At 61.6% G+C, this 23,568-nt stretch carries 19 protein-coding genes; 11 read left to right on the top strand and 8 right to left on the bottom strand.

The annotated features are described in order from the left end of the window. Positions 1 to 2 precede the first annotated feature (2 nt). A complete protein-coding gene (locus AD670_RS00975) occupies positions 3 to 1,544 on the bottom strand; it encodes a PLP-dependent aminotransferase family protein (RefSeq protein WP_053127555.1) in 1,542 nt (513 codons plus the stop codon). Between the two features lie 87 nt (positions 1,545 to 1,631). Here AD670_RS00975 and AD670_RS00970 point away from each other — a divergent pair, with 87 nt between their 5' ends. From AD670_RS00970 to AD670_RS00960, 3 genes are read left to right on the top strand one after another with little or no spacing between them, the layout of a single operon-like run. Next, positions 1,632 to 2,270 carry an FMN-binding negative transcriptional regulator gene (locus tag AD670_RS00970; protein ID WP_053127553.1) on the top strand — a complete coding sequence of 213 codons (639 nt, stop codon included), beginning with the start codon at positions 1,632 to 1,634 and terminating at the stop codon, positions 2,268 to 2,270. After that, positions 2,267 to 2,713, top strand: coding sequence for a GNAT family N-acetyltransferase (locus AD670_RS00965; protein WP_053127552.1), 447 nt, complete (start codon positions 2,267 to 2,269; stop codon positions 2,711 to 2,713). The genes AD670_RS00970 and AD670_RS00965 overlap by 4 nt, the downstream gene beginning before the upstream one ends. 10 nt (positions 2,714 to 2,723) lie before the next feature. Then, positions 2,724 to 3,404: a GNAT family N-acetyltransferase gene (locus AD670_RS00960; protein ID WP_053127550.1), complete on the top strand. Its 681-nt coding sequence runs from the start codon at positions 2,724 to 2,726 to the stop codon at positions 3,402 to 3,404. 3 nt (positions 3,405 to 3,407) lie between these two features. Here the strand turns inward: AD670_RS00960 and AD670_RS00955 are convergent, their stop codons facing one another. Then, positions 3,408 to 4,307 carry a homocysteine S-methyltransferase family protein gene (locus tag AD670_RS00955; RefSeq protein WP_053127548.1) on the bottom strand — a complete coding sequence of 300 codons (900 nt, stop codon included), beginning with the start codon at positions 4,305 to 4,307 and terminating at the stop codon, positions 3,408 to 3,410. A 112-nt stretch (positions 4,308 to 4,419) separates the two neighbouring features. Between AD670_RS00955 and AD670_RS00950 the strand changes: the two genes are divergently transcribed. From AD670_RS00950 to AD670_RS00935, 4 genes are all read left to right on the top strand, one after another. After that, positions 4,420 to 5,241, top strand: a complete 822-nt coding sequence (locus tag AD670_RS00950) for an ABC transporter substrate-binding protein (protein ID WP_053127546.1) — start codon at positions 4,420 to 4,422, stop codon at positions 5,239 to 5,241. A 29-nt stretch (positions 5,242 to 5,270) separates the two neighbouring features. Then, positions 5,271 to 6,041, top strand: a complete 771-nt coding sequence (locus tag AD670_RS00945; protein WP_053128145.1) for an amino acid ABC transporter permease — start codon at positions 5,271 to 5,273, stop codon at positions 6,039 to 6,041. A gap of 158 nt (positions 6,042 to 6,199) precedes the next feature. Beyond that, on the top strand, positions 6,200 to 7,507 hold the full coding sequence (locus AD670_RS00940) for an autotransporter domain-containing protein (protein WP_053127544.1): 1,308 nt from the start codon (positions 6,200 to 6,202) through the stop codon (positions 7,505 to 7,507). A 111-nt stretch (positions 7,508 to 7,618) separates the two neighbouring features. Beyond that, positions 7,619 to 8,767, top strand: a complete 1,149-nt coding sequence (locus AD670_RS00935; protein WP_053127542.1) for a hypothetical protein — start codon at positions 7,619 to 7,621, stop codon at positions 8,765 to 8,767. Between the two features lie 73 nt (positions 8,768 to 8,840). Here AD670_RS00935 and oadA read toward each other — a convergent pair whose 3' ends face one another. After that, entirely contained in the window at positions 8,841 to 10,649 is a 1,809-nt protein-coding gene (gene oadA / locus AD670_RS00930; protein ID WP_053127541.1) for a sodium-extruding oxaloacetate decarboxylase subunit alpha, read from the bottom strand. A gap of 10 nt (positions 10,650 to 10,659) precedes the next feature. Further along, positions 10,660 to 12,075: an acetyl-CoA carboxylase biotin carboxylase subunit gene (locus AD670_RS00925; RefSeq protein WP_003213442.1), complete on the bottom strand. Its 1,416-nt coding sequence runs from the start codon at positions 12,073 to 12,075 to the stop codon at positions 10,660 to 10,662. A 195-nt stretch (positions 12,076 to 12,270) separates the two neighbouring features. Here AD670_RS00925 and AD670_RS00920 point away from each other — a divergent pair, with 195 nt between their 5' ends. Beyond that, the gene (locus tag AD670_RS00920; RefSeq protein ID WP_027608220.1) at positions 12,271 to 13,245 is read left to right on the top strand and encodes a LysR family transcriptional regulator; all 975 of its coding nucleotides are present in this window, start codon (positions 12,271 to 12,273) and stop codon (positions 13,243 to 13,245) included. Here AD670_RS00920 and AD670_RS31800 read toward each other — a convergent pair. From AD670_RS31800 to AD670_RS00910, 3 genes are all read right to left on the bottom strand, one after another. Then, a complete protein-coding gene (locus tag AD670_RS31800) occupies positions 13,175 to 13,372 on the bottom strand; it encodes a PA3496 family putative envelope integrity protein (protein ID WP_082340881.1) in 198 nt (65 codons plus the stop codon). The two genes, AD670_RS00920 and AD670_RS31800, sit on opposite strands and share 71 nt — an antisense overlap. Before the next feature lie 224 nt (positions 13,373 to 13,596). Next, a complete protein-coding gene (gene hexR / locus AD670_RS00915; RefSeq protein ID WP_010168370.1) occupies positions 13,597 to 14,463 on the bottom strand; it encodes a transcriptional regulator HexR in 867 nt (288 codons plus the stop codon). A gap of 161 nt (positions 14,464 to 14,624) precedes the next feature. Then, complete coding sequence (locus AD670_RS00910) at positions 14,625 to 17,498, bottom strand: EAL domain-containing protein (protein ID WP_053127539.1); 2,874 nt, start codon at positions 17,496 to 17,498, stop codon at positions 14,625 to 14,627. 278 nt (positions 17,499 to 17,776) lie between these two features. Here AD670_RS00910 and uvrD point away from each other — a divergent pair, with 278 nt between their 5' ends. The 3 genes from uvrD (at position 17,777) to AD670_RS00895 (ending at position 21,560) form a co-directional block, all read left to right on the top strand. After that, complete coding sequence (gene uvrD / locus AD670_RS00905) at positions 17,777 to 19,960, top strand: DNA helicase II (RefSeq protein WP_053127538.1); 2,184 nt, start codon at positions 17,777 to 17,779, stop codon at positions 19,958 to 19,960. A gap of 189 nt (positions 19,961 to 20,149) precedes the next feature. After that, positions 20,150 to 21,019, top strand: coding sequence for a Tim44 domain-containing protein (locus AD670_RS00900; protein ID WP_053127536.1), 870 nt, complete (start codon positions 20,150 to 20,152; stop codon positions 21,017 to 21,019). Positions 21,020 to 21,152: 133 nt separating this feature from the next. Beyond that, positions 21,153 to 21,560 carry an SMI1/KNR4 family protein gene (locus tag AD670_RS00895; protein WP_017739032.1) on the top strand — a complete coding sequence of 136 codons (408 nt, stop codon included), beginning with the start codon at positions 21,153 to 21,155 and terminating at the stop codon, positions 21,558 to 21,560. Between the two features lie 75 nt (positions 21,561 to 21,635). Here AD670_RS00895 and AD670_RS00890 read toward each other — a convergent pair whose 3' ends face one another. Then, a complete protein-coding gene (locus AD670_RS00890; RefSeq protein WP_053127534.1) occupies positions 21,636 to 23,399 on the bottom strand; it encodes a cation:proton antiporter in 1,764 nt (587 codons plus the stop codon). Between the last annotated feature and the right edge of the window lie 169 nt (positions 23,400 to 23,568).

Raw genomic sequence — 23,568 nt, 5'->3', positions numbered from 1 at the left:
CGTCAACCGGCCTGCCAGGCCCTGCGCAGCGTTGCCAGGGCCTGGGCAATCGCCGCTTCAGGCACGGCGGCAAACCCCAGCACCAGGCCGGCGCGCTGATCCGCCGGGGTGGCGGATTGCGCCAGCCAGTAACTGCTCAGACCATTGATTTCAATATCCACGGCGTGGGCCTGTTCCAGCAGTTGCTGCTCGCGGGCCAGGCTGTCCACGCGCACCGTCATGTGCAGCCCCGCCGCCACGCCGGGTAACTCGCCGACACCCGGCAGGCCGCTTGGCCAACCGGCCAGCAAGGCATTACGTCGACTCAACGCCGCCCGCCGCATACGGCGGATATGCCGCTGGAAGTGTCCGGCGGCCATGAATTCGGCCATCACCGCCTGGGTGCTGACTTCGGAGTGGCGCATGTCTACGGCGCGCCGCCGCGAGAAGGCATCCACCAGGGCCGGCGGCAGTACCAGGTAACCCAGGCGCAAGGCCGGGAACGCGACTTTGCCGAAGGTACCGACGTAGAGCACGCGGCCACTGCGGTCCAGCGCGGCCAGGGGCGCCAGCGGGGCGCCGCTGTAGCGGTATTCGCCGTCGTAGTCGTCCTCCACGATCCAGCCGCCGGTGCGCTCGGCCCAGGCCAGCAATTCCAGGCGTCGCGCCAGGCTCATCACCACACCCAACGGGTATTGGTGGGAGGGTGTGACATACGCCAGGCGACAATCTTCCAGACGATTGAGGGTTTGGCAGTCGATTCCGTCAGTGTCCACCGGCACGCCATGCAGGTTCGCACCGGCCAGGGCGAAGGCGTGGCCGGCTGCACGGTAGCCCGGGTTTTCCACCGCCACCCCGTCACCGGGCTCTATCAGCAGCTGTGCACAAAGGCTGATTGCCTGCTGTGCGCCACAGGTGATCACTATTTGCTCAGCCGTGCACTGCATGCCCCGTGAGCTGCGCAGGTAGGCGGCGATCAAACCCCGCAGCCGACCATCACCCGCCGGGTCGCCATAACACAGCTGCTCAAGGTCAGGCTTGCGCCAGAACGCCCCGTTCAGCTTGGCCCAGACCTCAAACGGAAACAGATCGAACGCCGGTACGCCCACACGAAACGCCCGTGGCGGTCCCGAGGGAGGCTGGGACAGATGGTTGTTTTTCACCCGTGCCAGGCCTGCACTGTGGATAACTTCGTTGTCGAGGTTTTCCGGCAAATCTGCCCATTTTGTGGATAAGGCTGGGGATAAGCTTGTTGATAACCCTGTGGACACTTTTGTGGATAATTTTTTCGCGCTCGGCAGTTGGGCCACATAGGTGCCATCGCCGACACGGCCTTCGATAAATCCTTCGGCGTACAGCTGATCGTAGGCGCGCACTACGCTGTTGCGAGAAATCGCCAAGGCCGCCGCCAGGTCACGACTGGCGGGCAAGCGCGTGCCACTGATCAAGCGTCCGTCCAGCACGCGCTGGCGCAGAGCTTCATACAGCTGGCGGCTGAGGCCCTGGTGGCGGTCCAGCTCAATTCCGGCAGGGTTGAATGACAGGGGCGGCGATGAGGGCGACATATTGGACCTATGAAATTGGCCTTAGATGGCTCTTACAACAGACCATTAGCCTGCCTAGGATGGCGGTATTCGCCAAGGAAAATATTCATGTACACACCTCGCGCCTTTGCCCTTGAAGACTTGCCCGAACTCCAGCAACTGATCCAGCACACGCGCCTGGCGCAGCTGGTGACCTTTGGCGAACAAGGCCTTCAGGCCAGCCACTTGCCGCTGCTGCTCAACCCCGACGAAGGCCCCAATGGCACGCTGTACGGGCACCTGGCCAAGGCCAATCCGCAGTGGCGCGAGCTGCAAAACGGCAGCGAAGCCCTGGTGATCTTTGCCGGCGCCGAGGCTTACATCAGTCCGGCGTTTTACCCGGCCAAGGCAGAGCACGGCAAAGTGGTGCCCACCTGGAATTACATCGCCGTGCATGCCTACGGCAAGGCCGAGGTGTTTACCGATGCCCGACGTTTGCTCGCCCTGGTCAGCGCCCTCACCGACCGCCATGAAGGCAACCGCGCACAGCCGTGGAAAGTCAGCGACGCCCCGGCCGACTACATTGACGGCATGCTCAAGGCCATCGTCGGCTTCAGCCTGCCGATCGAGCGGCTGATCGGCAAACGCAAGCTCAGCCAGAACCGCAGCGCAGCCGACATCGCCGGTGTGCGCGACGGCCTGGCCGCCAGCGCCGATATACGCGACCAGACCCTCGCGCGCTTTATTCCCCAAGGAGTTTCAGAATGAGCCAGATCGACATCCGCCAGGTCACCGCGGCCGACCACGCCGCCTGGCTGCCGCTGTGGCAGGCGTATTTAAAGTTCTACAACACCGAACTGCCGGACGCCGTCAGCCACAGCACCTGGCAGCGCCTGATCGATCCCCGTGAGCCGACCCACTCTGCGCTGGCCTGGCAGGATGGCAAGGCTGTGGGCATGGTCAACTTCATCTACCACCGTTCCAACTGGAGCATCGAAAACTCCTGCTACCTGCAGGACCTGCTGGTGGACCCGGCCCAGCGCGGCACCGGTGTCGGCCGTAAACTGATCGAGTTCGTCTACGCCACCGCCAAGGCCGACGGCTGCTGCAAGGTCCATTGGCTGACCCACGAGACCAACGCCACCGCGATCCAACTCTACGAGCGCATCGCCGAACGCCCTGGCTTCATTCAATTTCGCAAAGGTCTTTAAGGAGCGCAGCATGTCTACTTCCCTCGCCGACTGGAAAGGCGCCCCTGCGCCCACCGCTCAACTGCTCGAAGGGCGCTTTATCCGCCTGGAAAAACTCGACCCGGCCCGCCACGCCGACCAACTGTGGCAAGCCCTCGAAGGCCCCGGCGCCGACCCCAAGTTGTGGGATTACTTGCCGTACGGCCCGTTTGCCGAGCGCAGCGCCTTCGATGCGTGGCTGAACAACCACGCGGCCAACACTGATCCGTATTTCTTCAGCGTGGTCGACCGTGCGTCCGGCCAGGTACAGGGCATCCTCAGCCTGATGTCCATCGTACCGGCCCAGGGCCGTATCGAAATCGGCCATGTCACCTTCGGCGCGCCGATGCAGCGCTCACCCAAAAGCACCGAGGCGGTGTACCTCTTGGCCAAGTATGCGTTCGAGCAGGGCTACCGTCGCCTGGAGTGGAAGTGCAACAACGGCAACGCCCGCTCCAAATATGCGGCTGAGCGGTTGGGGTTCAGTTTTGAGGGGGTGTTCCGCCAGCATATGGTGGTGAAGGGGCAGAACCGCGATACGGCGTGGTATTCGATTTTGGATTCGGAATGGCCGACGGTGGGCGCGGGGTTTGAGGCGTGGTTGTCGGAGGCGAACCAGGCAGGCTCCGGGCAGTTGAAGGGCCTGGCGGAGTGTCGCCGCCAGGCGCTTTAAGGCTTAGTCCAGCTTCTGGGCCAGCACCGCAATGTGCTCCGGCCCGATCCCGCAGCACCCGCCCAAGTGGCTGGCACCGCGCTTTTGCCAGTCCGCGGCCCACTGCAGGTAGCCCGGCGGGTCGAGATCTTCGCGCAAGGGATCCAGGCCGTCGTTGGCCGTGGCTTCCTTGGGCTGTGGCGGGAAGGCATTGGCATAGGCGCCGATCTGAATCGGCACGCCCAGCCGCTCGAAGGTCTGGCGGGCGGCATCGATCGCCGCGCCGATCACTTCCGGCTGGCTGCAGTTGAACAGCAACACTTGCACGCCCAACTGCGCGGCGGCTTCGGCCGCGTCCGCCACCGGTTCGCCGGAGCGCAGGCGCGGTACTTCGTCGGTGTCTTCGTCTTTCAAGGTAAACGACAGCCAGAACGGCTTGCCATCCTTCGGCAGGCCCGCATGAATCGCCCGCGCTTCGACGATTGAGCTCTGGGTTTCCGCCAGCCACAGGTCGACATGGGGTGCCAGGCCCTGCACCAGCGGCGTCAGCAGCTCAGACACGCGCTGCGGCTCGAACAGGTCGGGACGATACGAACCAAACAGCGGCGGCAGCGAGCCGGCCACACGCACGGCTTTGCCCGAAGCCTGCACCGCCCTTCTCGCCAACTCACCCGCCAGCGCCGCCAGGGCCTGGCCTTCGGCAGCAAACCGCGCCTCACCGATATGAAACGGCACCACCGCGTAACTGTTACTGGTAATCACGTTGGCACCGCTGTCGATATAGGCCGCATGCACAGCCTCGACCGCTTGCGGCGCTTCGCTCAACGCCAGCGCCGACCACTCCGGCTGCCGGAAGGGCGCGCCACGGCGTTGCAGTTCACGGCCCATGCCGCCGTCCAGAATTACTGTGCTTACTGCGCCCATATGCTTTTTACTCATAAGCTTATGAAAATAACTCACTATGAGAGTCGTTCTTATAACTATTTAATACGTTCCATTCGGTTCATAACAACTTCTTTTTTATTCAGGTGCCTCTTTGAAACTTAAACCGCTATTGGCCTTGGGCCTGACGATGCTTGCTGCCTCCACCCAAGCCTTTGGCGGCGCGACCCTGGACCGGGTTGAGAAGAAGAAAGAACTGGTGGGCGTGCTGATGGAAAGCTACCCGCCGTTCTCGTTCCTCAACGACCAAAACCAACTCGACGGCTTCGATGTGGATGTGGCCAAGGCCGTCGCGCAAAAGCTCGGTGTGAAACTGCGCCTGGAAACGCCGTCGTGGGACGTGATCGCCGCTGGCCGCTGGAGCGGTCGCTACGACATCTGCATCTGCTCGATGACCCCGAGCAAGGCCCGCGCCGAGGTGTTTGATTTCCCGGTGGAGTACTACGCCTCCCCAGCCGTGATCGTGGTCAATGCCAAGGATGATCGCATCCACGGCGCCAAGGACCTGAGCGGCAAAAAGGTCGGGCTCACCAGCGCCTCCAGCTACGAAAGCTACCTGAACAAGAACCTGGTGATCGAAGGCGCCGAAGACACCCAACTGCAGTACCCGTTCGAGGACGTGCAGATCGCCCCGTACGACACCGATAACGTCGCCTTCCAGGACCTCGGCCTGGGCGCCGGTGTGCGTCTGGATGCGATCCTCACCAACCTGGTCACCGCCCAGCCGCGCTTGAACCAGGACAACCGCTTCAAGCTCGCCGGCGAGCCGCTGTACGCCGAACCCAATTCGGTCGCCATCGAAAAAGGCGATGCCCAGTGGGACGCCAAGGTGCGTGAGGTGTTTGCCCAGTTGAAACAGGACGGCACCCTGAGCAAACTGTCGCAAAAATGGATCGGTGCCGATATCAGCCAATGAGTGTTCCTCCAAAACCTGCGCGCGCCCTGCTGGGCTTTCGCACGCGGCTTTACCTGACTTGGGCGGCCCTGTTCGCCCTGTTTGCCAGCTTCTTCCTCAGCTTTGACCTGAAGTTCTCGATCATCGTCGACAAGCTGCCCAACCTGGTTGGCCTGCACCTGGCACCCAATGGCTTCCTGCAAGGCGCAGCGCTGACGCTGTTCCTGTGTCTGTGTTCGATTGCCGCTTCGTCGGTGCTGGGCTTCGTCACCGCGCTCGGGCGCTTGTCCAAAAGTGCCGTGGCCTTTGGCATCGCCAGCTTTTACGCGTCGTTTTTCCGTGGTACGCCGCTGCTGATCCAGATCCTGCTGATCTACCTGGGCCTGCCGCAACTGGGCCTGGTGCCGGGCGCCATCGTCGCCGGGATCATTGCGCTGTCGCTGAACTATGGCGCTTACCTGAGCGAAATCTTTCGCGCCGGCATTCTTGGCGTCCCCCACGGGCAACGCGAAGCCGCGCTGGCCCTGGGCATGCGCGACAGTGCAATCTTCTGGCACGTCACCCTGCCCCAGGCCATGCGTACGATTATTCCGCCGACCACGAACCAGTTCATTTCCATGCTCAAGGACTCGTCGCTGATCTCGGTGATGGGCGTGTGGGAAGTGATGTTCCTGGCGCAATCCTACGGCCGCTCCAGCTATCGCTACATCGAGATGCTCACCACGGCCGCGATCATTTACTGGGTCATGTCCCTGGGCCTGGAACTGATCCAGGCGCGGATGGAGCGTCACTATGGCAAGGGGTACGTCAGGCGCGGGTGAGACCGCTGAAGTCGCCCCCACAATTCGAGCGACCACCCAGGTCTTTTGCCACAGCAGACTAGAGAGTTCTCCCGCACGTGAGCGGCACCTGACCTGACAGTCATTACCTCGACGTCCGGCTAAATTCCCTGACCTCATACATCAGAGGTCGGGATTGCATGTCTTCCACATCACAACAATTTGTACTTGCCATCACCTTTGCGCTGGGCCTCACCAGCGTTCAACTCGCACAGGCGCAGGCACAGCCACCCAACAAGTGGATCTTCCAGAGGCCCTACGACCCCGAGCGGGGTCCGGGCTATCCCGCGCTGCCTGTGCCTTCCGACTTCACCTTCGCCGGGCAAGCGACCAGCCGTAATGGCCTTATGGCGGCGCATGTACTCGACTCCGCGGTAGACGCCTTGCTGAAGTCGGATGAGCTAAGCGACTGGGACAAACATGAAATAGGTCAAATCGGCGACTACCTCCACAGCCTTGCGCCTGGCAGGGTCGGCGCGGTCCTGGAGCAACTGGCCGGGAGCCAGAATGCCAACCTCGGCACGGCCACCCAACAAGGTGTGGAACAGATCAGCAGCGGCTTGTTGTCAGCCATGCGCGAACAGCCTAACGGCTCCGTCGAAGACAGCACACGTGTGTGGGCCCTGGGCCTGAACAATGGCGGTCGCCTGTCCGGGCAGCACGGCAGTGCCGGCTTGCAGCGCGACATCCGGGGCGTGGTGGTCGGTGCCGACTGGGCCGCGGGCCATGAATGGCGAATCGGACTGATGGGCGGAAAATCCGACAGCACCTTCGACGCCAATCGTTTCCACGCCGAACTGGACAGCTGGCACCTGGGCAGTTACGCCGTGCGCCAGGACGGTCCGATGGCCCTTCGCCTCGGGGCGATCTACAGCAGCCATGACGGTCAGAACAAACGCAACATCGACATTGATTTCTTCGACTATCGGGAGCAGCTCAAGGGCAAATACAGCGCCCAAAGCCAGTCAGCCTTCGCCGAACTGGGCTACCAGATGACCAAGGGTGACTTCACCGCCGAGCCCTTCGCGGGTATCGGCTACCAGCGTTATCACCGTGACAGCTTCAAGGAAAACGGTGGCCGGGCGGCCCTGAATGTCGGCGAACAAACCCAGAAGAACTTCAGCAGCACCTTCGGCGTTCGACTGGCCAGCCTTCACCGACTGGATAACCAGATGAGCCTCAAGCCCTACCTGACCACCAGCTGGAAGCACCTGTATGGCAACGTCGACAGCAAGGTTCGGCAGTCTTCCACCCTGGTCGATAACAAAGACTTCAACAGCAATTTCACCATCGAAGGCACTGCCCTGGACCGCAACAGCCTGGGCCTGCAAGCGGGCCTTGACTGGGGTCTGTCGGCACAACAGACCGTCAGCGTTGCGTACACCGCAGACATAGGCACCGACAGTCGCAACCACGGTGTGATGGGCCAGTGGCAAATGGGGTTTTAACGCCAGCACCTTAAGGAAACCTCACACACGCACCCGCTGCACGCTCTGGCATCCGCGGTGTGCGCCTTCTCGCTACATTTCGGTCTCGACCCCACACGAGACCGAACCACTATGTCGTCAATATCATCGTACTTACCCACCCTGGGCGCGTTGCTGGCCTATGGCACCCGCACGCTGGCACAGGCCGTACAGGAAACGCCAAAACCGGCTCCCCTCGACCACCACCTCAGCGCGCCCCCAGACCCGAAGAGTGAGCTCAGCACAGCCCCCGTCCTGCCGCCAAACACCAGCCTGCGCTCCGTCTCGATTACGCTCAACAATGGCACGGGGCTCAACATCGACCGATTCGCCAAACTGATCACCCCCTCCAACAAACCTGCGACATCACTCTCGTTGCACACCGTCGAAATCAACAACAGCGCGAGCGCAAAAACCACTGGCCCTGACCACGGGCTGCACACCGCAGGCCTGATGCCAGTCTGGCTGGAGAACCAAGGGCTTATCGCCGGTAAACGGGGCGCCGGGGTGACGTTCAATGGGGACAAATCTGACGTGGTGATCAACGCTGGCTTGATTGCCGGTGGCAACGGCGTCGCCCTGGAGATGGGTGGTGGCGACGACGTGTTGATTGTTCGCGGTGGCGGCCGCTTCGACGGCACCATCGATGGCGGCAGTGGCACGAATCAAGTCATTCTCGACGATACCAAGGGCGGCCATTTCAACGGTGCCAACCAGATGCAACACCTGTGGGTCGGCGCAGGCACCTGGACCCTGACCGGTGCGGTGGACTCGAACCAGCAGGGCGAGGTCTACAGCGGCGCAACCTTGATCAACCAAAGTCGTATTGGCGGCTCAATGAAGGTCGACGCCGGCGGCACCTACAGGGGGGGCACCGTTGACAATTTGCGCGTGGCCGGCCACTTGCAGCTGGACCCTGCCACGCAAACCCAGACCCGGATCAAAAACGACCTGCATCTGGAAAAACAATCGACCCTGGGCTTTACCGTCGGTACGGGGCAAGCCCACCGCACGCTGAAAGTCGACAACGCCGCCAACCTCGGCGGTGGCACGCTGAACATACAGGTGCAGAACGAAAGTGACGAGTTGCTCACACGGCAGTTGCGCATCGTCAACGCGAAGGCGCTTGAAGGACAATTCGGCACCGTGACCAGTAACCTGAAAACCCTGACACCGGAGCTGACCTACACCCCGACGGGCGTATTCGTCGGCTTCAAACGCAAGGATCCCCCACTGGCCTGAGAGCCAAATTCCAGGCAAAAAAAAGGGGGGCACCTGCCCCCCCGAGGATTAAACGGTCGTGTCGAAGGCTGGATCAGCCTTCGATTTCAATCAGGATTTCGCCAGGATTCACCCGGTCGCCCTTCGCCACGTGAACGGCGGTCACCTTGCCGGCAATCGCAGCCTGCACTTCGGTTTCCATCTTCATCGCTTCAGTGATCAACACGGCCTGGCCGGCCTTGACCACATCGCCTTCCTTGACCAGCACGTCGACGATGTTGCCCGGCATCGCCGTGCTGACATGGCCCGGCGCGGTAGCGTGCTTGCGCTTGCTGCCGCCGCTGCTGACAAACTCGTTGAGCGGTTCGAACACCACTTCTTCGGGCATGCCGTCGATGGACAGGTAGAAGTGGCGCTTGCCTTCGGCCTTCACGCCGACACCGGTGATGTCCACACGATAGCTTTCGCCGTGCACGTCGATGACGAACTCGGTCGGCACCCCTTCACCACCGGCACGAGCCACGCCACCGGCTTCAGGGATCGGCAGCAGCACCTCTGGAGCCAGGGTGCCGGCGTCACGTTCTTCGAGGAACTTGCGTCCGATGTCCGGGAACATGGCGTAGGTCAGCACGTCTTCTTCGGACTTGGCCAGTGCGCCGATTTCGCCGCGCAGCTTGGTCATCTCCGGCTTGAGCAGGTCGGCGGGGCGCACGTCGATCACCTCTTCGCTGCCGATGGCCTGGCGGCGCAACTTCTCGTTCACCGTGCCCGGCGCCTTGCCGTAGCCGCCTTGCAGGTACAGCTTCACTTCGTTGGTGATGGTCTTGTAGCGCTCACCGGCCAGCACGTTGAAGAACGCCTGGGTGCCGACGATCTGCGAAGTCGGGGTCACCAGCGGCGGGAAGCCGAGGTCTTCACGCACCCGTGGAATTTCAGCCAGCACTTCGCCCATGCGGTTGAGCGCGCCCTGCTCTTTCAACTGGTTGGCCAGGTTGGAAATCATCCCGCCCGGTACCTGGTTGACTTGCACACGGGTGTCGACGGCGGTGAATTCGCTTTCGAACTGGTGGTACTTCTTGCGCACGGCATAGAAGTACAGGCCGATTTCCTGCAGCAGTTCCAGGCTCAGGCCGGTGTCGAATTCGCTGCCTTTGAGGGCGGCGACCATCGACTCGGTGCCCGGGTGGCTGGTGCCCCAGGCGAAGCTGGAGATCGCGGTGTCGATATGGTCGGCGCCGTTTTCGATGGCCTTGAGTTGGCACATCGCGGCCAAACCGGCGGTGTCGTGGGAGTGGATGAAGATCGGCAGGCTCTGCTCGGCTTTCAACGCCTTGACCAGTTCACCGGTGGCGTACGGCGTCAGCAGGCCGGCCATGTCCTTGATCGCGATCGAGTCGCAACCCATGGATTCCAGCTGCTTGGCCTGGGCCACGAAGGCCTCGACGGTGTGCACCGGGCTGGTGGTGTAGGCGATGGTGCCCTGGGCATGTTTGCCGGCGGCTTTGACCGCTTCGATGGCCACGCGCAGGTTACGCACGTCGTTCATGGCGTCGAAGATGCGGAATACGTCGATGCCATTCACCGCGGCCTTGGCCACGAAGGCCTTGACCACGTCGTCGCTGTAGTGGCGGTAGCCGAGCAGGTTCTGGCCGCGCAGGAGCATTTGCAGGCGGGTGTTGGGCAACGCGGCGCGCAGTTTGCGCAGGCGCTCCCACGGGTCTTCCTTGAGGAAGCGTACACACGCGTCGAAGGTCGCGCCGCCCCAGACTTCCAGGGACCAGTAGCCGACTTTGTCGAGCTTGTCGCAGATCGGCAGCATGTCGTCGGTGCGCATGCGGGTTGCCAGCAACGATTGGTGGGCGTCGCGCAGGATAGTGTCGGTTACGAAGATTTTTTTAGTCATTGGATGTTCCTCACAGGCCTGCGTGGGCGGCGATGGCGGCGGCGATGGCCAGGGCCAGCTCTTCGGGTTTGCGCTTGATCGAGTAGTTGGTCAGCTCAGGGTGGCTTTCCACAAAACTGGTGTTGAACTGGCCGCTGCGGAATTCCGGGTTGCGCAGGATTTCCTGGTAGTAGGCGGCCGTGGTCTTCACGCCTTGCAGGCGCATGTCGTCCAGGGCGCGCAGGCCGCGGTCCATGGCTTCTTCCCAGGTCAACGCCCAGACCACCAGCTTCAGGCACATGGAGTCGTAGAACGGTGGAATGGTGTAGCCGGTGTAGATCGCCGTGTCGGTGCGCACGCCGGGGCCGCCGGGCGCGTAGTAACGGGTGATCTTGCCGAAGCTGGGGAGGAAGTTGTTCTTCGGGTCTTCGGCGTTGATGCGGAACTGCAACGCGAAACCCCGGTGCTGAATGTCTTCCTGCTTGACCGACAGCGGCAGGCCCGACGCAATGCGGATCTGCTCACGCACGATGTCGATGCCGGTGATCTCTTCGGTGATGGTGTGTTCCACCTGCACCCGGGTGTTCATCTCCATGAAGTACACCTCGCCCTCGGCGAGCAGGAACTCCACGGTGCCGGCGTTCTCGTAGCCCACGGCCTTGGCCGCGCGCACCGACAGGTCGCCGATGTAGGCGCGCTGTTCCGGGGTGAGTTGCGGGCTCGGGGCGATTTCGATGAGCTTCTGATTGCGGCGCTGGATCGAGCAATCGCGCTCGAACAGGTGCACGACGTTGCCGAAGCTGTCACCGAGAATCTGCGCCTCGATGTGCTTGGGATTGACGATGCATTTTTCCAGGAACACTTCCGCCGAACCGAACGCCTTGGTGGCTTCGGAGATCACGCGGGGGAAGGCTTGTTCAAGTTCTTCGCGGCTGTTGCAACGACGGATGCCGCGACCGCCACCACCGGAGGTGGCCTTGAGCATCACCGGGTAACCAATGCGGTCGCCTTCGGTGAGGGCCTCGGCGATGTCGGCGACGTTGCCTTCAGTGCCGGGCGTGACCGGTACGCCGGCCTTGATCATGCTGCGGCGGGCTTCGGTCTTGTCGCCCATGCGGCGAATCACTTCCGCCGAAGGACCAATGAATTTGATTCCACGCTCGGCGCAGATGTCCGCCAGTTCGGCGTTTTCCGACAGGAAGCCGTAACCGGGGTGGAGCGCGTCGCAACCGGTTTCCACCGCCAGGTTCACCAGCTTGCGCGGGTTCAGGTAGCCGGCCAGCGGCTCGGCGCCGATGCTGTGGGCTTCGTCGGCACGTTTGACGTGCAACGCATGGCGGTCGGCGTCCGAGTACACCGCGACCGAGCGAATGCCCATCTCGGCGCAGGCACGCACGATTCGTACGGCAATTTCACCACGGTTGGCGATCAGGATCTTTTTTATCACTTGGAAATTCCCTTGAGCCGATTGCTGCGTTCTTCGACCCGCTGAAGCCGGGTCGGCGCGTGACCAAATGTTTCAAGCCAGTCGCAGGCACACACTAAGCCCGTGGAGGGATTAACAAAAATCAATAATTATTGGGTCATGCATAAGTAAAGACTTATAGTTGGCCGGTCGGCCTGGGGCGAGAGGATTGAAATAATGCGTAAGTCATTGATGCGTATGACATTGCGTCAATTGCAGATCTTCAATGAAGTGTGCGATTTGCGCTCTTACAGCCGCGCAGCCGAGGAAATGTCTCTCACCCAACCGGCCGTCAGCCTGCAAATTCGCCAGTTGGAAGAGCTGGTCGGCCAGCCGCTGTTCGATTATGTCGGCAAAAAACTCTACATGACCGAGGCGGCTGAAGCCCTGCAACGGGCCAGCCGGGATATTTTCGGGCGTTTGGAAAACCTCGATATGCAGCTGTCGGACATGCAGGGTTCGCTGCAGGGCCAGCTCAAGCTCGCGATCGAGTCCAGCGCCAAGTACTTCGTGCCGCACCTGTTTGCCGCGTTCAAGCGCCAGCATCCTGAAGTACAGCTGCACCTGACCGTGGTCAACCGTGCCCAGGTGATTCGTCGTCTCTCTGACAACCGCGACGACCTGGTGATCATGTCCATGGTGCCCCAGGACATGGGCCTGGAATTCCTGCCGTTTCTCAACAATCCGATCGTGGCTGTAGCGCCACCCGATCACCCCTTGAGCCTGCAAGGGCCGCTGCGCTTGCAGGACCTTGAACCCTACACGCTGTTGCTGCGCGAACCGGGTTCCGGCACGCGACTGGCCTGCGAGGAATATTTCAAGGAGAAACGCGTGCACTTCACCCAGACCGTGGAAGTGGCCTCGGCCGAGGCGCAACGTGAATGCGTCTGCGCCGGACTGGGCGTGGCTCTGCTGACGCGCCATGCGGTCAATATGGAACTGGCCACCGGCGGGCTCAAAGAGCTGCCGGTGGAAGAACTGCCGCTGTACCGCAGTTGGTGCCTGGTGCAGGCCAAAGCCAAGCGCCTGTCACCGGTGGCCCATGCCTTCCTGGGCTTTATCCGCAGCGAACGGGTGCAAATCAGCGCGCTGGCTGAGCGCTTCGCTGGGCAGCCGCGGGTGCCTGCCAGTGGAGTTCCGGGTAGTCACTGATGCTCTGGAGCAGTTGGCGCTCCTGGCAACGGTCTTCGATTGCGCGACGGAACGCCATGCGGCGCTGGTCTTCCTGCTGACGACGGGTTTTGACGGAGCTGTTGGTGTCTTCGTAGGGCCGGGCCATTTGGAGTCTCCCAATGCGAGTACGGGGAGTACAGGATGGGTTGTAGCGATGACGGTTTAACGGCGTGGGGGTTACAGGACGATGAATCTTCCGAATAGGTAAACAATCCAAATGTGGGAAGGGGCTTGCTCCCGATTACGGTACATCAGCCGATTTCTCTTTGACTGACCCACTGCTATCGGGAGCAAGCCCCCTCCCACATTTTGAGCGTGTATGGCCCTGGATCAGTCGTCGAGGGCTTTGACGGACTTGGGCGAGAGACGCAGGCTGCGCAAACTGCGCTTCACGCTCTTGAGGTGGTTGACCAGGCTCGGTCCGCGCGCCATGGCCACGCCCATCGCCAGCACGTCGATCACCACCAGGTGAGCGATGCGCGACGTCAGCGGGGTGTAGATCTCGGTGTCTTCGTGCACATCGATGGCCAGGTTGACCGTGGACAGCTCCGCCAAGGGCGTCTGGCTCGGGCACAAGGTAATCAGCGTGGCGCCGCTTTCACGCACCAGGTTGGCAGTGATCAGCAGGTCTTTGGAACGGCCCGACTGGGAAATACAGATCGCCACGTCAGTCGGCTTCAAAGTCACCGCCGACATGGCCTGCATGTGCGGGTCGCTGTAGGCCGCCGCAGTCAGCAGCAGGCGGAAAAATTTGTGCTGGGCGTCGGCCGCCACCGCACCGGATGCGCCGAAACCATAGAACTCCACACGCTGGGCCTGGGACATGGCGGTCACGGCTTTTTGCAGCTCCACCGGGTCGAGCTTCTCGCGCACTTCCATCAGCGTGTGCAGGGTGGTGTCGAAGATTTTCAGGCTGTAGTCAGCGACGGAATCGTCTTCGTGAATCGCAAACTGGCCGAAGCTCGCACCAGCAGCCAGGCTCTGGGCCAGCTTGAGTTTCAAGTCCTGGAACCCGGAGCAACCGATGGCGCGGCAGAAGCGCACGATGGTCGGCTCGCTGATGCCCACGCTGTGGGCCAGGTCGGCCATGGAACTGTGCATCACGGCCGCAGGGTCAAGCAGCACGTGATCGGCAACCTTGAGTTCCGATTTGCGTAACAGGTGGCGCGACTGGGCGATATGTTGCAACAGGTTCAAAGGGCAGGACTCTTGTTATTGGCAGGGCCAGGGATGTAGCAAGCTTGTAGTTATACTACAAGAATTGTCGTTTTGCCCGCCCGACGCATCACTAAATTGCCCTGTCACCCTCATATTCAAAGGCCAGGCGCTTTGTAGCCACAGGGGAGATCCTCGCGCGACTAAGGAAAATCTGCATTTTTCCGTAACAAATCTGCCAGTCCATCAGCCTGCATCGGCCGGCTGATCAAATAACCCTGCACCTCGTCACAATGTTCCAGGCGCAGGAAATCCAGCTGCTGCTGATCCTCCACGCCTTCGGCCACCACTTTGAGCGCCAAACCGTGCGCCATGGCAATGATCGCCCGGGTGATGGCAGCATCCTCGCGCCCCTGGCCGAGCCCACGGATAAACGTCTGATCGATCTTCACGTAGTCCACGGGGATGCGCTTGAGGTAACTGAGGGACGAATAGCCGGTGCCAAAGTCGTCGATGGCCAGCTTCACGCCCAAATCACGCAACTGCTGGAAGGTCGCGATGATGTGCTCGACGCTGTCGAGCAACTGGCTTTCGGTCAGCTCCAGCTCAAGGTATTGCGGGTCCAGGCCGGTTTCTTCCAGCACTTGGCGCACCAGGCTGACCAGCTTGCCCTGGCGCAACTGATGCACCGACAGGTTCACCGACACACGAATCGGCGCCAGCCCCTGGCGCTGCCACTCACAGGCTTGCCAGCAGGCCTCGCGCAGTACGAATTCGCCCAGCGGCACGATCAGGCCCGTTTCTTCAGCCAGGCCGATAAAGTCGCAGGGCGGCACCATGCCCCATTGCGGATGTTCCCAACGGATCAACGCTTCAGCGGCGTTCAGCTTGCCGGTGGCCAGGCACAGCTTGGGCTGGTAGAAGACCGTGAGCTGGCGCTCGTCGATAGCTTTGCGCAGATGGTTTTCCAGCTGCAAACGCTCCAGGGTGCTGGCTTGCAGGCTGTCGGTGTAGAACTGGAAGTTGTTGCCGCCCAGGTGTTTGGCGTGCTGCATGGCCATGTTCGATTGGCTGACCAGCGCGGAAATTTCACGCGCGTTATCCGGCAACAGGCTGATGCCCATCGACGCACTCACCACCAACTCATGTCCTTCCACCGTCACCGGCACCCGCAGCTTGGCCAGCAGCCGTGTGGCCACCCGCGCCAGGCTCGACAGGTTGCCGTAGGCGTCGAACAACACGGCGAATTCATCGCCGGACAAACGTGCGATGGTGTCGGCCTCGGGCAAAGCATTGATCAACCGGCGGGCCATTTTTTGCAGCAACTGGTCGGCCACTTCATGGCCCAGGCTGTCATTGAGCAACTTGAAGCGGTCGAGGTTGATATGCAGCAACGCCAGGCTGCGCCCGCCCTGGCGTACACGCTGATGGGCCTCGCGCAGCCGTTCGCGGAACAGCGAGCGGTTGGCCAGGCCGGTCAACTCATCGTAGTGGGTGAGGTAGCGCATGCGCTCCTCGGATTCGCGCCGCGCCGATAGATCGGCGAAGAAGCCCACGATATGACTGACTTTTCCGCGAACATCGCGCACCACGTTCAGTTGCAGCCATTGCGGGTACAGTTCGCCATTCTTACGCGTTTCTACCAATTCGCCCTGCCAGGTCCCATGCGTGAGCAGCGCTTGGCGGATCACCGGGAAGTGGCGCCGCGCATCACGACTGCTGGGCAGCTCGACGACGTTGCGACCGAGCATGTCATCGATCTCAAAGCCAGTGACACGGCTGAAAGCCTGATTGACGGCGATTAATTTGTAGTCCGGATCAAGGATCACAATGCCTTCGCTGGCCGCCTCGAATACGGTCGAGGCCAGTCGCTGTTGCTCCTCCAGGGCTTTGCCGGCGCTGACGTCGCGGCGTGTGCCGAGCATTCGAATCACTCGCCCGCTCGGCGCGCGCTCTACGGCGCGGCCACGGTCTTCGATCCATACCCAGTGACCATCGCCATGGCGCACGCGGTATTCCACCTGGTAATCCTCAGTGCGCCCTTTAAGGTGCTCCACCAGCGCCCGCTTGAGCAGCGGCAGGTCGTCGGGGTGCAGCCGTGGCTTGAGGTGGCCGAGCATGGCCGTGACGTACTCGGGTTCCAGGCCGAACAGCTCTTTGAGCTGGGTGTGATGAACCTCGTCGGTTTGCAGGTTCCAGTCCCACAGCCCGAGCTCGCTGGCTTGCAGGGCCATGGCCAGGCGCGCCTCGCTTTTATTCAGCGCAAGGCTGGCGGCGTCCAGTTCCTGGCTGCGTTGCGCCACGCGGTCCTGCAGGCCGATCTGCGCCTCACGTAGTTCCTGCTCAACCTGACGCCGCTGCTCGACTTCGCGTACCAGATCCTGATTCAGTTGCTCGCTGCGCTGTTGCGCCTGCTGCAGATGCTCAATCAATGCCTGGTTCTGGAAACGCCGCAGCAGCCCGCGCTGGATCAGGCGGTTGACCTGCCACGCCACCACGCTCAAGGACGCCAGCAGGATCAGGCCCAGCACGCCCCAGCCCTGCTGTTGCGGGGCGCCGTTCCAGAACAGATAGACGATGGCCGGCACCAGGCATGGCAAGGCAAAGGACAGGAACGCCGGCAGGCTCACCGCGTAGGCGACACTGGCGGACAGCGTCGCCGCACCGATCAGGCCGAACACCCAGGCCTGTTGCATGAAGCTGTCCACCGGCACCAGGGCGATGGCGGCAGTGGCCAGGGTCAGGCCGCTGACCGCCGAGCCGAGCATGAACATGCGCCGCCAGATCGGTTGGGCCTGCCGGCTGGGCATGGCCGAATCAAAGGCCGCCACCTGGATCACGCGCATCGCCACCAGGGCCAGCAGCCACACCAGCCAGATGCTGTCGAGCAGGTATTGCTTGGGGTTCCACAGCAGCCAGGCGCAGACCAGGCCGTTGACCAGCATTAATAAGGTGGGCAGCAACGAGCCCTGATAGAGCAGGCGTGTGCGCTCGACCGCCATCTCGGTGGCGTAATGTTTGCGGATAACCTGCGCGGGCGCCGCCGAGGGGCCAAGCAGGTCGGTGCTGAGAGTCATAGGCAGTGTTCTTATAATGGTGAGCCCGAAACGTCGACGGAGCATACACAAGCAAGCGCTTGGGCCAAACTGCTCCAGATCATAAAAATCACCCGGTGATCAGCCGCAAACCTTGGTGCCAGACCCCTTGAGCGAGGCAGTGCGCGGGCTGTGGCCTATGACTTACCGGTCGTCAGCCCTGCCAGAATGTTTGCCCTGCCGGATCACCTCGGAGTTTTTGCGTCGACCACCCGGCATTGGGATTTGCCCGACTCTCCCCGGCACCCTAGAATGCGCCGATGCGCGATGATCTCTCTCTTTTGCTGAACTCCCTCAACGATGCCCAACGCCAGGCCGTAGCGGCCCCCGTTGGCCGTCAGTTGGTCCTGGCCGGTGCTGGCTCCGGTAAAACCCGAGTGCTGGTGCACCGTATCGCCTGGTTGATCCAGGTCGAGAACGCGTCCCCGCATTCCATCCTGTCGGTGACCTTCACCAATAAGGCCGCTGCCGAGATGCGCCACCGCATCGAGCAGTTGATGGGCATCAGCCCGGCCGGCATGTGGGTGGGCACCTTCCACGGCCTGGCGCACCGCTTGTTGCGGGCACACTGGCAGGAAGCGGGCCTGGCCCAGACCTTCCAGATCCTCGACAGCGATGACCAGCAACGTTTGGTCAAGCGCGTGATCCGCGAGTTGGGCCTCGACGAACAGCGTTGGCCGGCACGCCAGGCCCAGTGGTTTATCAACGGCCAGAAAGACGAAGGCCTGCGCCCGCAGCACATCCAGGCCAGCGGCGACTTGTTCCTGGCCACCATGCGCAGCATTTATGAAGCCTACGAGGCCGCCTGCGCACGCGCCGGTGTCATCGACTTCTCCGAGCTGCTGCTGCGCGCCCTCGACCTGTGGCGCGACAACCCCGGCTTGCTGGCCCATTACCAGAAACGCTTCCGTCACATTCTGGTAGACGAATTCCAGGACACCAACGCCGTGCAGTACGCCTGGTTGCGCCTGCTGGCCAAGGGCGGCGACAGCCTGATGGTGGTGGGCGACGACGACCAGTCGATCTACGGCTGGCGTGGCGCGAAAATCGAGAACATCTACCAGTACTCCGACGATTTCCCCGACGCGGTCACCATCCGCCTGGAGCAGAACTACCGCTCCACCGCCGGCATCCTCAAGGCTGCCAACGCCTTGATCGCCAACAACACCGGGCGCCTGGGCAAAGAGCTGTGGACCGACGGCGGCGAAGGCGAAGCGATCAACCTGTACGCCGCGTTCAACGAACACGATGAAGCGCGCTACGTGGTGGAAACCATCGAAAGCGCACTGAAAACCGGCCTGGCGCGCAGCGACATCGCGATCCTGTACCGCTCCAACGCCCAATCACGGGTGCTGGAAGAAGCTTTGCTGCGCGAACGTATCCCGTACCGCATCTATGGTGGCCAGCGCTTCTTCGAACGGGCGGAAATCAAGAACGCCATGGCTTACCTGCGTTTGCTCGAAGGCCGTGGCAACGATGCGGCGCTGGAGCGGGTGATCAATATTCCGGCGCGTGGCATCGGCGAGAAAACCGTCGAGGCGATCCGCGACCACGCGCGTCACGCCGATGTGTCGATGTGGGAAGCCATGCGCTTGCTGATCGCCAATAAAGGCCTGACCGGGCGTGCTGCCGGGGCGCTGGGGGTGTTTGTCGAGCTGATCGAGAACCTCGCCGCCAAATGCGCGGAAATGCCCCTGCACCTGATGACCCAGACGGTGATCGAGCAGTCCGGGCTGATCGCTTATCACGAAGCGGAAAAAGGCGAGAAAGGCCAGGCCCGGGTAGAAAACCTTGAGGAACTGGTCAGCGCCGCCCGCGCGTTCGAAAACACCGAGGAGGACGAAGAGTTGACCCCGCTCGCCGCCTTCCTCGGCCATGCGTCCCTGGAAGCCGGCGACACCCAGGCCGATGAGCATGAAGACAGCATCCAGTTGATGACCCTGCACAGCGCCAAGGGCCTGGAATTCCCCTATGTGTTCCTGGTGGGCATGGAAGAAGGCCTGTTCCCCCACAAGATGAGCCTGGAAGAGCCCGGCCGCCTTGAGGAAGAACGCCGCCTGGCCTACGTAGGCATCACTCGCGCGATGCAGAACCTGGTGATGACCTACGCCGAGACCCGACGCCTGTACGGCAGCGAGACCTACAACAAGGTGTCGCGCTTCGTACGCGAAGTGCCGAAGGGGCTGATCCAGGAAGTGCGCCTGTCCAACAGCGTCAGTCGCCCGTTCGGCGGCGGCCAGCAGCAGAACTCCAGCAGCATGTTCGCCGGTTCCGAGATCCCGGAAACCCCGTTCAGCCTGGGCCAGCAGGTCAAGCATGCGATTTTCGGCGAAGGGGTGATCCTCAACTTCGAAGGCGCCGGTGCTCAGGCTCGGGTGCAGGTGAATTTCGCCGAAGGCAGCAAGTGGCTGATGATGGGCTACGCGAAGCTCGAAGCAGTCTGAAACATTTGCCTACATGAAGGTTATTGGCCCGCCCTTGTTTTTAACGAGCGCGGGCCAATATCTGTAATAAGTCCTACAGGCCATTCTGATTCGGTCTTACGCAAAAGCCCGAAACATTATGTCGCTAGCCACTGTCACGACACCTGTGCAACATGGCGCGCGTGCAATCCACAAATGGGAATTCCCTTTATGAAACGTTTTCTTAGCATCGCCATGGCGTTGTGCATCGGCCTGACGATGAGTCTCGACGCCAACGCCAAACGCTTCGGTGGCGGCAAAAGCTCGGGCGCGGCACCGACTCACCAGACCAGCCAAATGGCTCCATCCGCCGGTGCAGGCGGTGCTGCCGCTACCGCAGGCGCAGCCGGTGCTGCTGGCGCCGCTGCCAAGGCCGGCGGTGCTTCGCGCTGGTTGGGCCCTCTGGCCGGTATCGCGGCCGGTGGCCTGCTCGCTTCCATGTTCATGGGCGGCGGCTTCGAGGGTATGCAGATCTTCGACATCCTGATCATGGCGGTCATCGCCTTCCTGGTCTTCCGTTTCATTGCCGCCCGTCGCCGCAAGCAGCAGGAGCAACTGGCTCCGGCCGGCGCGCCGATGCAGCGTGAAGTGTTCGAGCAGAAGCCAGCCATGGGTTCGATCTTCGGTGGTTCGGCTGCACCTGCCGCTGCCCGCCCGGTGATCAACGCCCCGGCCTGGTTCAACGAAGAACGTTTCATCGAAGCGGCCCGCAGCCACTTCCAGTCCCTGCAGCAGCACTGGGACGCCAATGAAATGGACAAGATCTCCGAGTTCGTGACCCCACAACTGCTGGAGTTCCTCAAGCGCGAGCGCGCCGAGCTGGGCGACGGCTTCCAGTCGACCTATATCGACGACCTGCGCGTGCAACTGGATGGTGTGGATGATCGCGCCGACAAGACCATCGCAACTTTGACCTTCAGTGGCGTGTCGAAGACTTCGCGTTTCGACCAGGGTGAAGTGTTCAGCGAAAGCTGGAACATGGAACGTGCCCAAGGCGACAACCAGCCATGGCTGGTCGCCGGTATCCGCCAGAACGGCTGATACCCACGCGCTTGAGCAAGCCGTAAAAAAACCCCGGACCTGTCCGGGGTTTTCTATTTCACGGTTGCACTTATAGCGAGCTACTGTATAAAACGCCCCTATAAACCGCGCCATCAGCAAGAGGATCCCGGCCGTGGAAGAAATCATCGAACAATTGCGTGAAGCCAACGAACCGGTCCCGGTTCCTCTGGAGTTGCCTGACGAAGATCAACTGGTGGAAATCGAGGAACAGCTGTTCATCGATATCCCGTTTGTCTTCCGTGAATTCCTGCTGACCGTCAGCGACGTGGTGTACGGCAGCCTGGAGCCGGTGACTGTCACCGACCCGCAATCCCACACCTACCTGCCGGACGTGGCTGCCAACGCCTGGGATGCCGGTGTTGACCGCAGCATGATCCCGATCTGCCAGGACGGTGACGATTACTACTGCGTCGAAGAAGACGGCACCGTGGTGCTGTGGTCCGGCGAAGAAGAACTCGTCACCGAAGAAACCTGGGAGTCGGTGTGGCACTGGGCGCGGGACGTCTGGCTGGAAAGCTGACACCTGATCCCCCTGGCGAACGGGCTTGCTGTGGTGAGCGGGCTTGTCCCGCGCCGGGCCGCGTAGCGGCCCCCACTAGTGCTCCGGCGTATCCTTATGGTTATCCAGCGTCTCCAGCAAGGCGACCTGCATCCGCGTATGCACGCGGATGAACCATCGCCAGAGCACCGCCGCCACCGCTGCCGTGACCACGGCAATCAGCACCAGCAACTTGTTGGTCGGCAGAATACTGGCCGACAAGGCTGCCAATAGCACAAAGATCACCAGCAGCGACAAAATCGGGATCAGCTCCGCAATCACCCGGCGCACCCGCTGGGTATGTCGCCCGGCCATCTCCGGTTTCACACTCATCTCCGCCAGCAACATCGACAGCGCCTTGAGCTTGCGGTACGCCGCAATCAGGAACGGCAGCGACAACAGCAATGCCCCACCCCAGATCAACGCCTTCTGCCAGCTTGGATCACTGATCCAACCCTCCAGATACCCACCAATGCGCACCGCAAAAAAGCTTCCGGCGAAGAAAATCGCGATCACCAGCGCCAGGTTCACGCCCACCTGCAGGATGATCTTGCGGATCATCGACGCCAGCATTGCGCCCTCGCCTTGCGGCTGAATACTGCGCAACCATTCGCCGTACATGCCAAACACCCGGCTCATACGCTTGGGCATCACGGCGGCGATCTTCAATGACAAGGGATCGGCGCCGCGAATCAGGTACGGCGTGAGCAGCGTAGTGATCGCCGAAACGGCCACCGCCACCGGATACAGGAAGTCGCTGGTGACCTGCAAGGTCATGCCCAGCGCGGCGATGATGAAGGAAAACTCGCCAATTTGTGACAGCCCCATGCCTACGCGCAGTGAGGTACGGCCGTCATTGCCGGCGATAAAGGCACCCAGGCCGCAGGACAGCATCTTGCCCAGCACCACGGCCACGGTGATCACCGCGATCGGCCAGGCGTATTGCAGGAGGATCTGCGGGTCGATCATCAAGCCGATCGCCACGAAGAAGATCGCGCTGAACATGTCGCGAACCGGCTCGATCAGGCGCTCGATCTTCACCAATTGCCGGGATTCGGCCATGATCGCGCCGATCAGGAACGCGCCCAGCACCATGCTGTACTCCAGCTTGACCACCAGCAGGCAGAAACCGAAACACAGGCCCAATACGGTAATCAGCAGCATTTCGTTGCTTTCGAACTTGGCCACGTAGGCCAGCAGGCGCGGCACCAGCAGGATGCCAATCACCAAGGCCACAATCATGAACAGCGAGAGCTTGCCGACCGTGGAGAACACCTCGCCGGAACTCACCGTGCCGCTGACGGCGATGCTCGACAGCAAGGCGATGATGCCGATGCCAAGAATATCTTCGACGATCAGCACGCCAAAAATCAGCTGGGCAAAGCGTTGGTTTTTCATCTTCAGGTCATTAAGTGCCTTCACGATGATAGTGGTCGAGGAGATTGCCAGGATCGCGCCGAGGAACAGCGAATCCATGGTGTTCCAGTCGAACCAGCGGCCAATCTCGTAGCCGATCCAGATCATCAGGATGATTTCCAGGAAGGCCGCGATAAACGCCGTGGCACCCACCTTGAACAGCTTGCGCAGGCTGAACTCCAGGCCCAGGCAGAACATCAGGAAGATCACCCCCAGCTCGGCGAGGGTCTTGATGGTGTCTTCGTCGTGGATCAGGCCGAACGGCGGCGTGTGCGGGCCAATGATGAAGCCGGCGACGATGTACCCCAGCACCACGGGCTGCTTGAGGCGGTGAAACAGGACGGTGACCACCCCCGCCACCAGCATGATCACGGCCAAGTCCTGGATAAAGCTGATGGCGTGCATGGCGAGGGGCTCCTTGAGGGTACTGGCGCTTTTCCCACTTCCGCCCACGCCCATAAGAGGCCGTGAAGATCGGAAGGAAAAGTCTGCCTTGATCGTAAGAAATGCCCTGAGATGGGCTTTGGAAGGTTAACACCGCGACTTCCGCCGGAAAGCCGGTGCAATATATGGA

Origin of the sequence: Pseudomonas sp. MIACH, assembly GCF_001269925.1 — a bacterium.
GTDB lineage: Bacteria > Pseudomonadota > Gammaproteobacteria > Pseudomonadales > Pseudomonadaceae > Aquipseudomonas.
Note: the sequence above shows the minus strand (reverse complement) of the source record. Positions and strands in the feature narration are given on the sequence as shown.

Excerpts from the sequence above, each read along its gene's own strand:
- AD670_RS31800 (WP_082340881.1), bottom strand. The coding sequence starts at position 13,372 with ATGGCCCGGCCCTACGAAGACACCAACAGCTCCGTCAAAACCCGTCGT.
- AD670_RS00890 (WP_053127534.1), bottom strand. The coding sequence starts at position 23,399 with ATGCACGCCATCAGCTTTATCCAGGACTTGGCCGTGATCATGCTGGTG.
- AD670_RS00910 (WP_053127539.1), bottom strand. The coding sequence starts at position 17,498 with ATGACTCTCAGCACCGACCTGCTTGGCCCCTCGGCGGCGCCCGCGCAG.
- uvrD (WP_053127538.1), top strand. The coding sequence starts at position 17,777 with ATGCGCGATGATCTCTCTCTTTTGCTGAACTCCCTCAACGATGCCCAA.
- AD670_RS00975 (WP_053127555.1), bottom strand. The coding sequence starts at position 1,544 with ATGTCGCCCTCATCGCCGCCCCTGTCATTCAACCCTGCCGGAATTGAG.
- AD670_RS00965 (WP_053127552.1), top strand. The coding sequence starts at position 2,267 with ATGAGCCAGATCGACATCCGCCAGGTCACCGCGGCCGACCACGCCGCC.
- AD670_RS00935 (WP_053127542.1), top strand. The coding sequence starts at position 7,619 with ATGTCGTCAATATCATCGTACTTACCCACCCTGGGCGCGTTGCTGGCC.
- AD670_RS00900 (WP_053127536.1), top strand. The coding sequence starts at position 20,150 with ATGAAACGTTTTCTTAGCATCGCCATGGCGTTGTGCATCGGCCTGACG.
- AD670_RS00970 (WP_053127553.1), top strand. The coding sequence starts at position 1,632 with ATGTACACACCTCGCGCCTTTGCCCTTGAAGACTTGCCCGAACTCCAG.
- AD670_RS00940 (WP_053127544.1), top strand. The coding sequence starts at position 6,200 with ATGTCTTCCACATCACAACAATTTGTACTTGCCATCACCTTTGCGCTG.
- AD670_RS00955 (WP_053127548.1), bottom strand. The coding sequence starts at position 4,307 with ATGGGCGCAGTAAGCACAGTAATTCTGGACGGCGGCATGGGCCGTGAA.
- AD670_RS00960 (WP_053127550.1), top strand. The coding sequence starts at position 2,724 with ATGTCTACTTCCCTCGCCGACTGGAAAGGCGCCCCTGCGCCCACCGCT.
- oadA (WP_053127541.1), bottom strand. The coding sequence starts at position 10,649 with ATGACTAAAAAAATCTTCGTAACCGACACTATCCTGCGCGACGCCCAC.
- AD670_RS00920 (WP_027608220.1), top strand. The coding sequence starts at position 12,271 with ATGCGTAAGTCATTGATGCGTATGACATTGCGTCAATTGCAGATCTTC.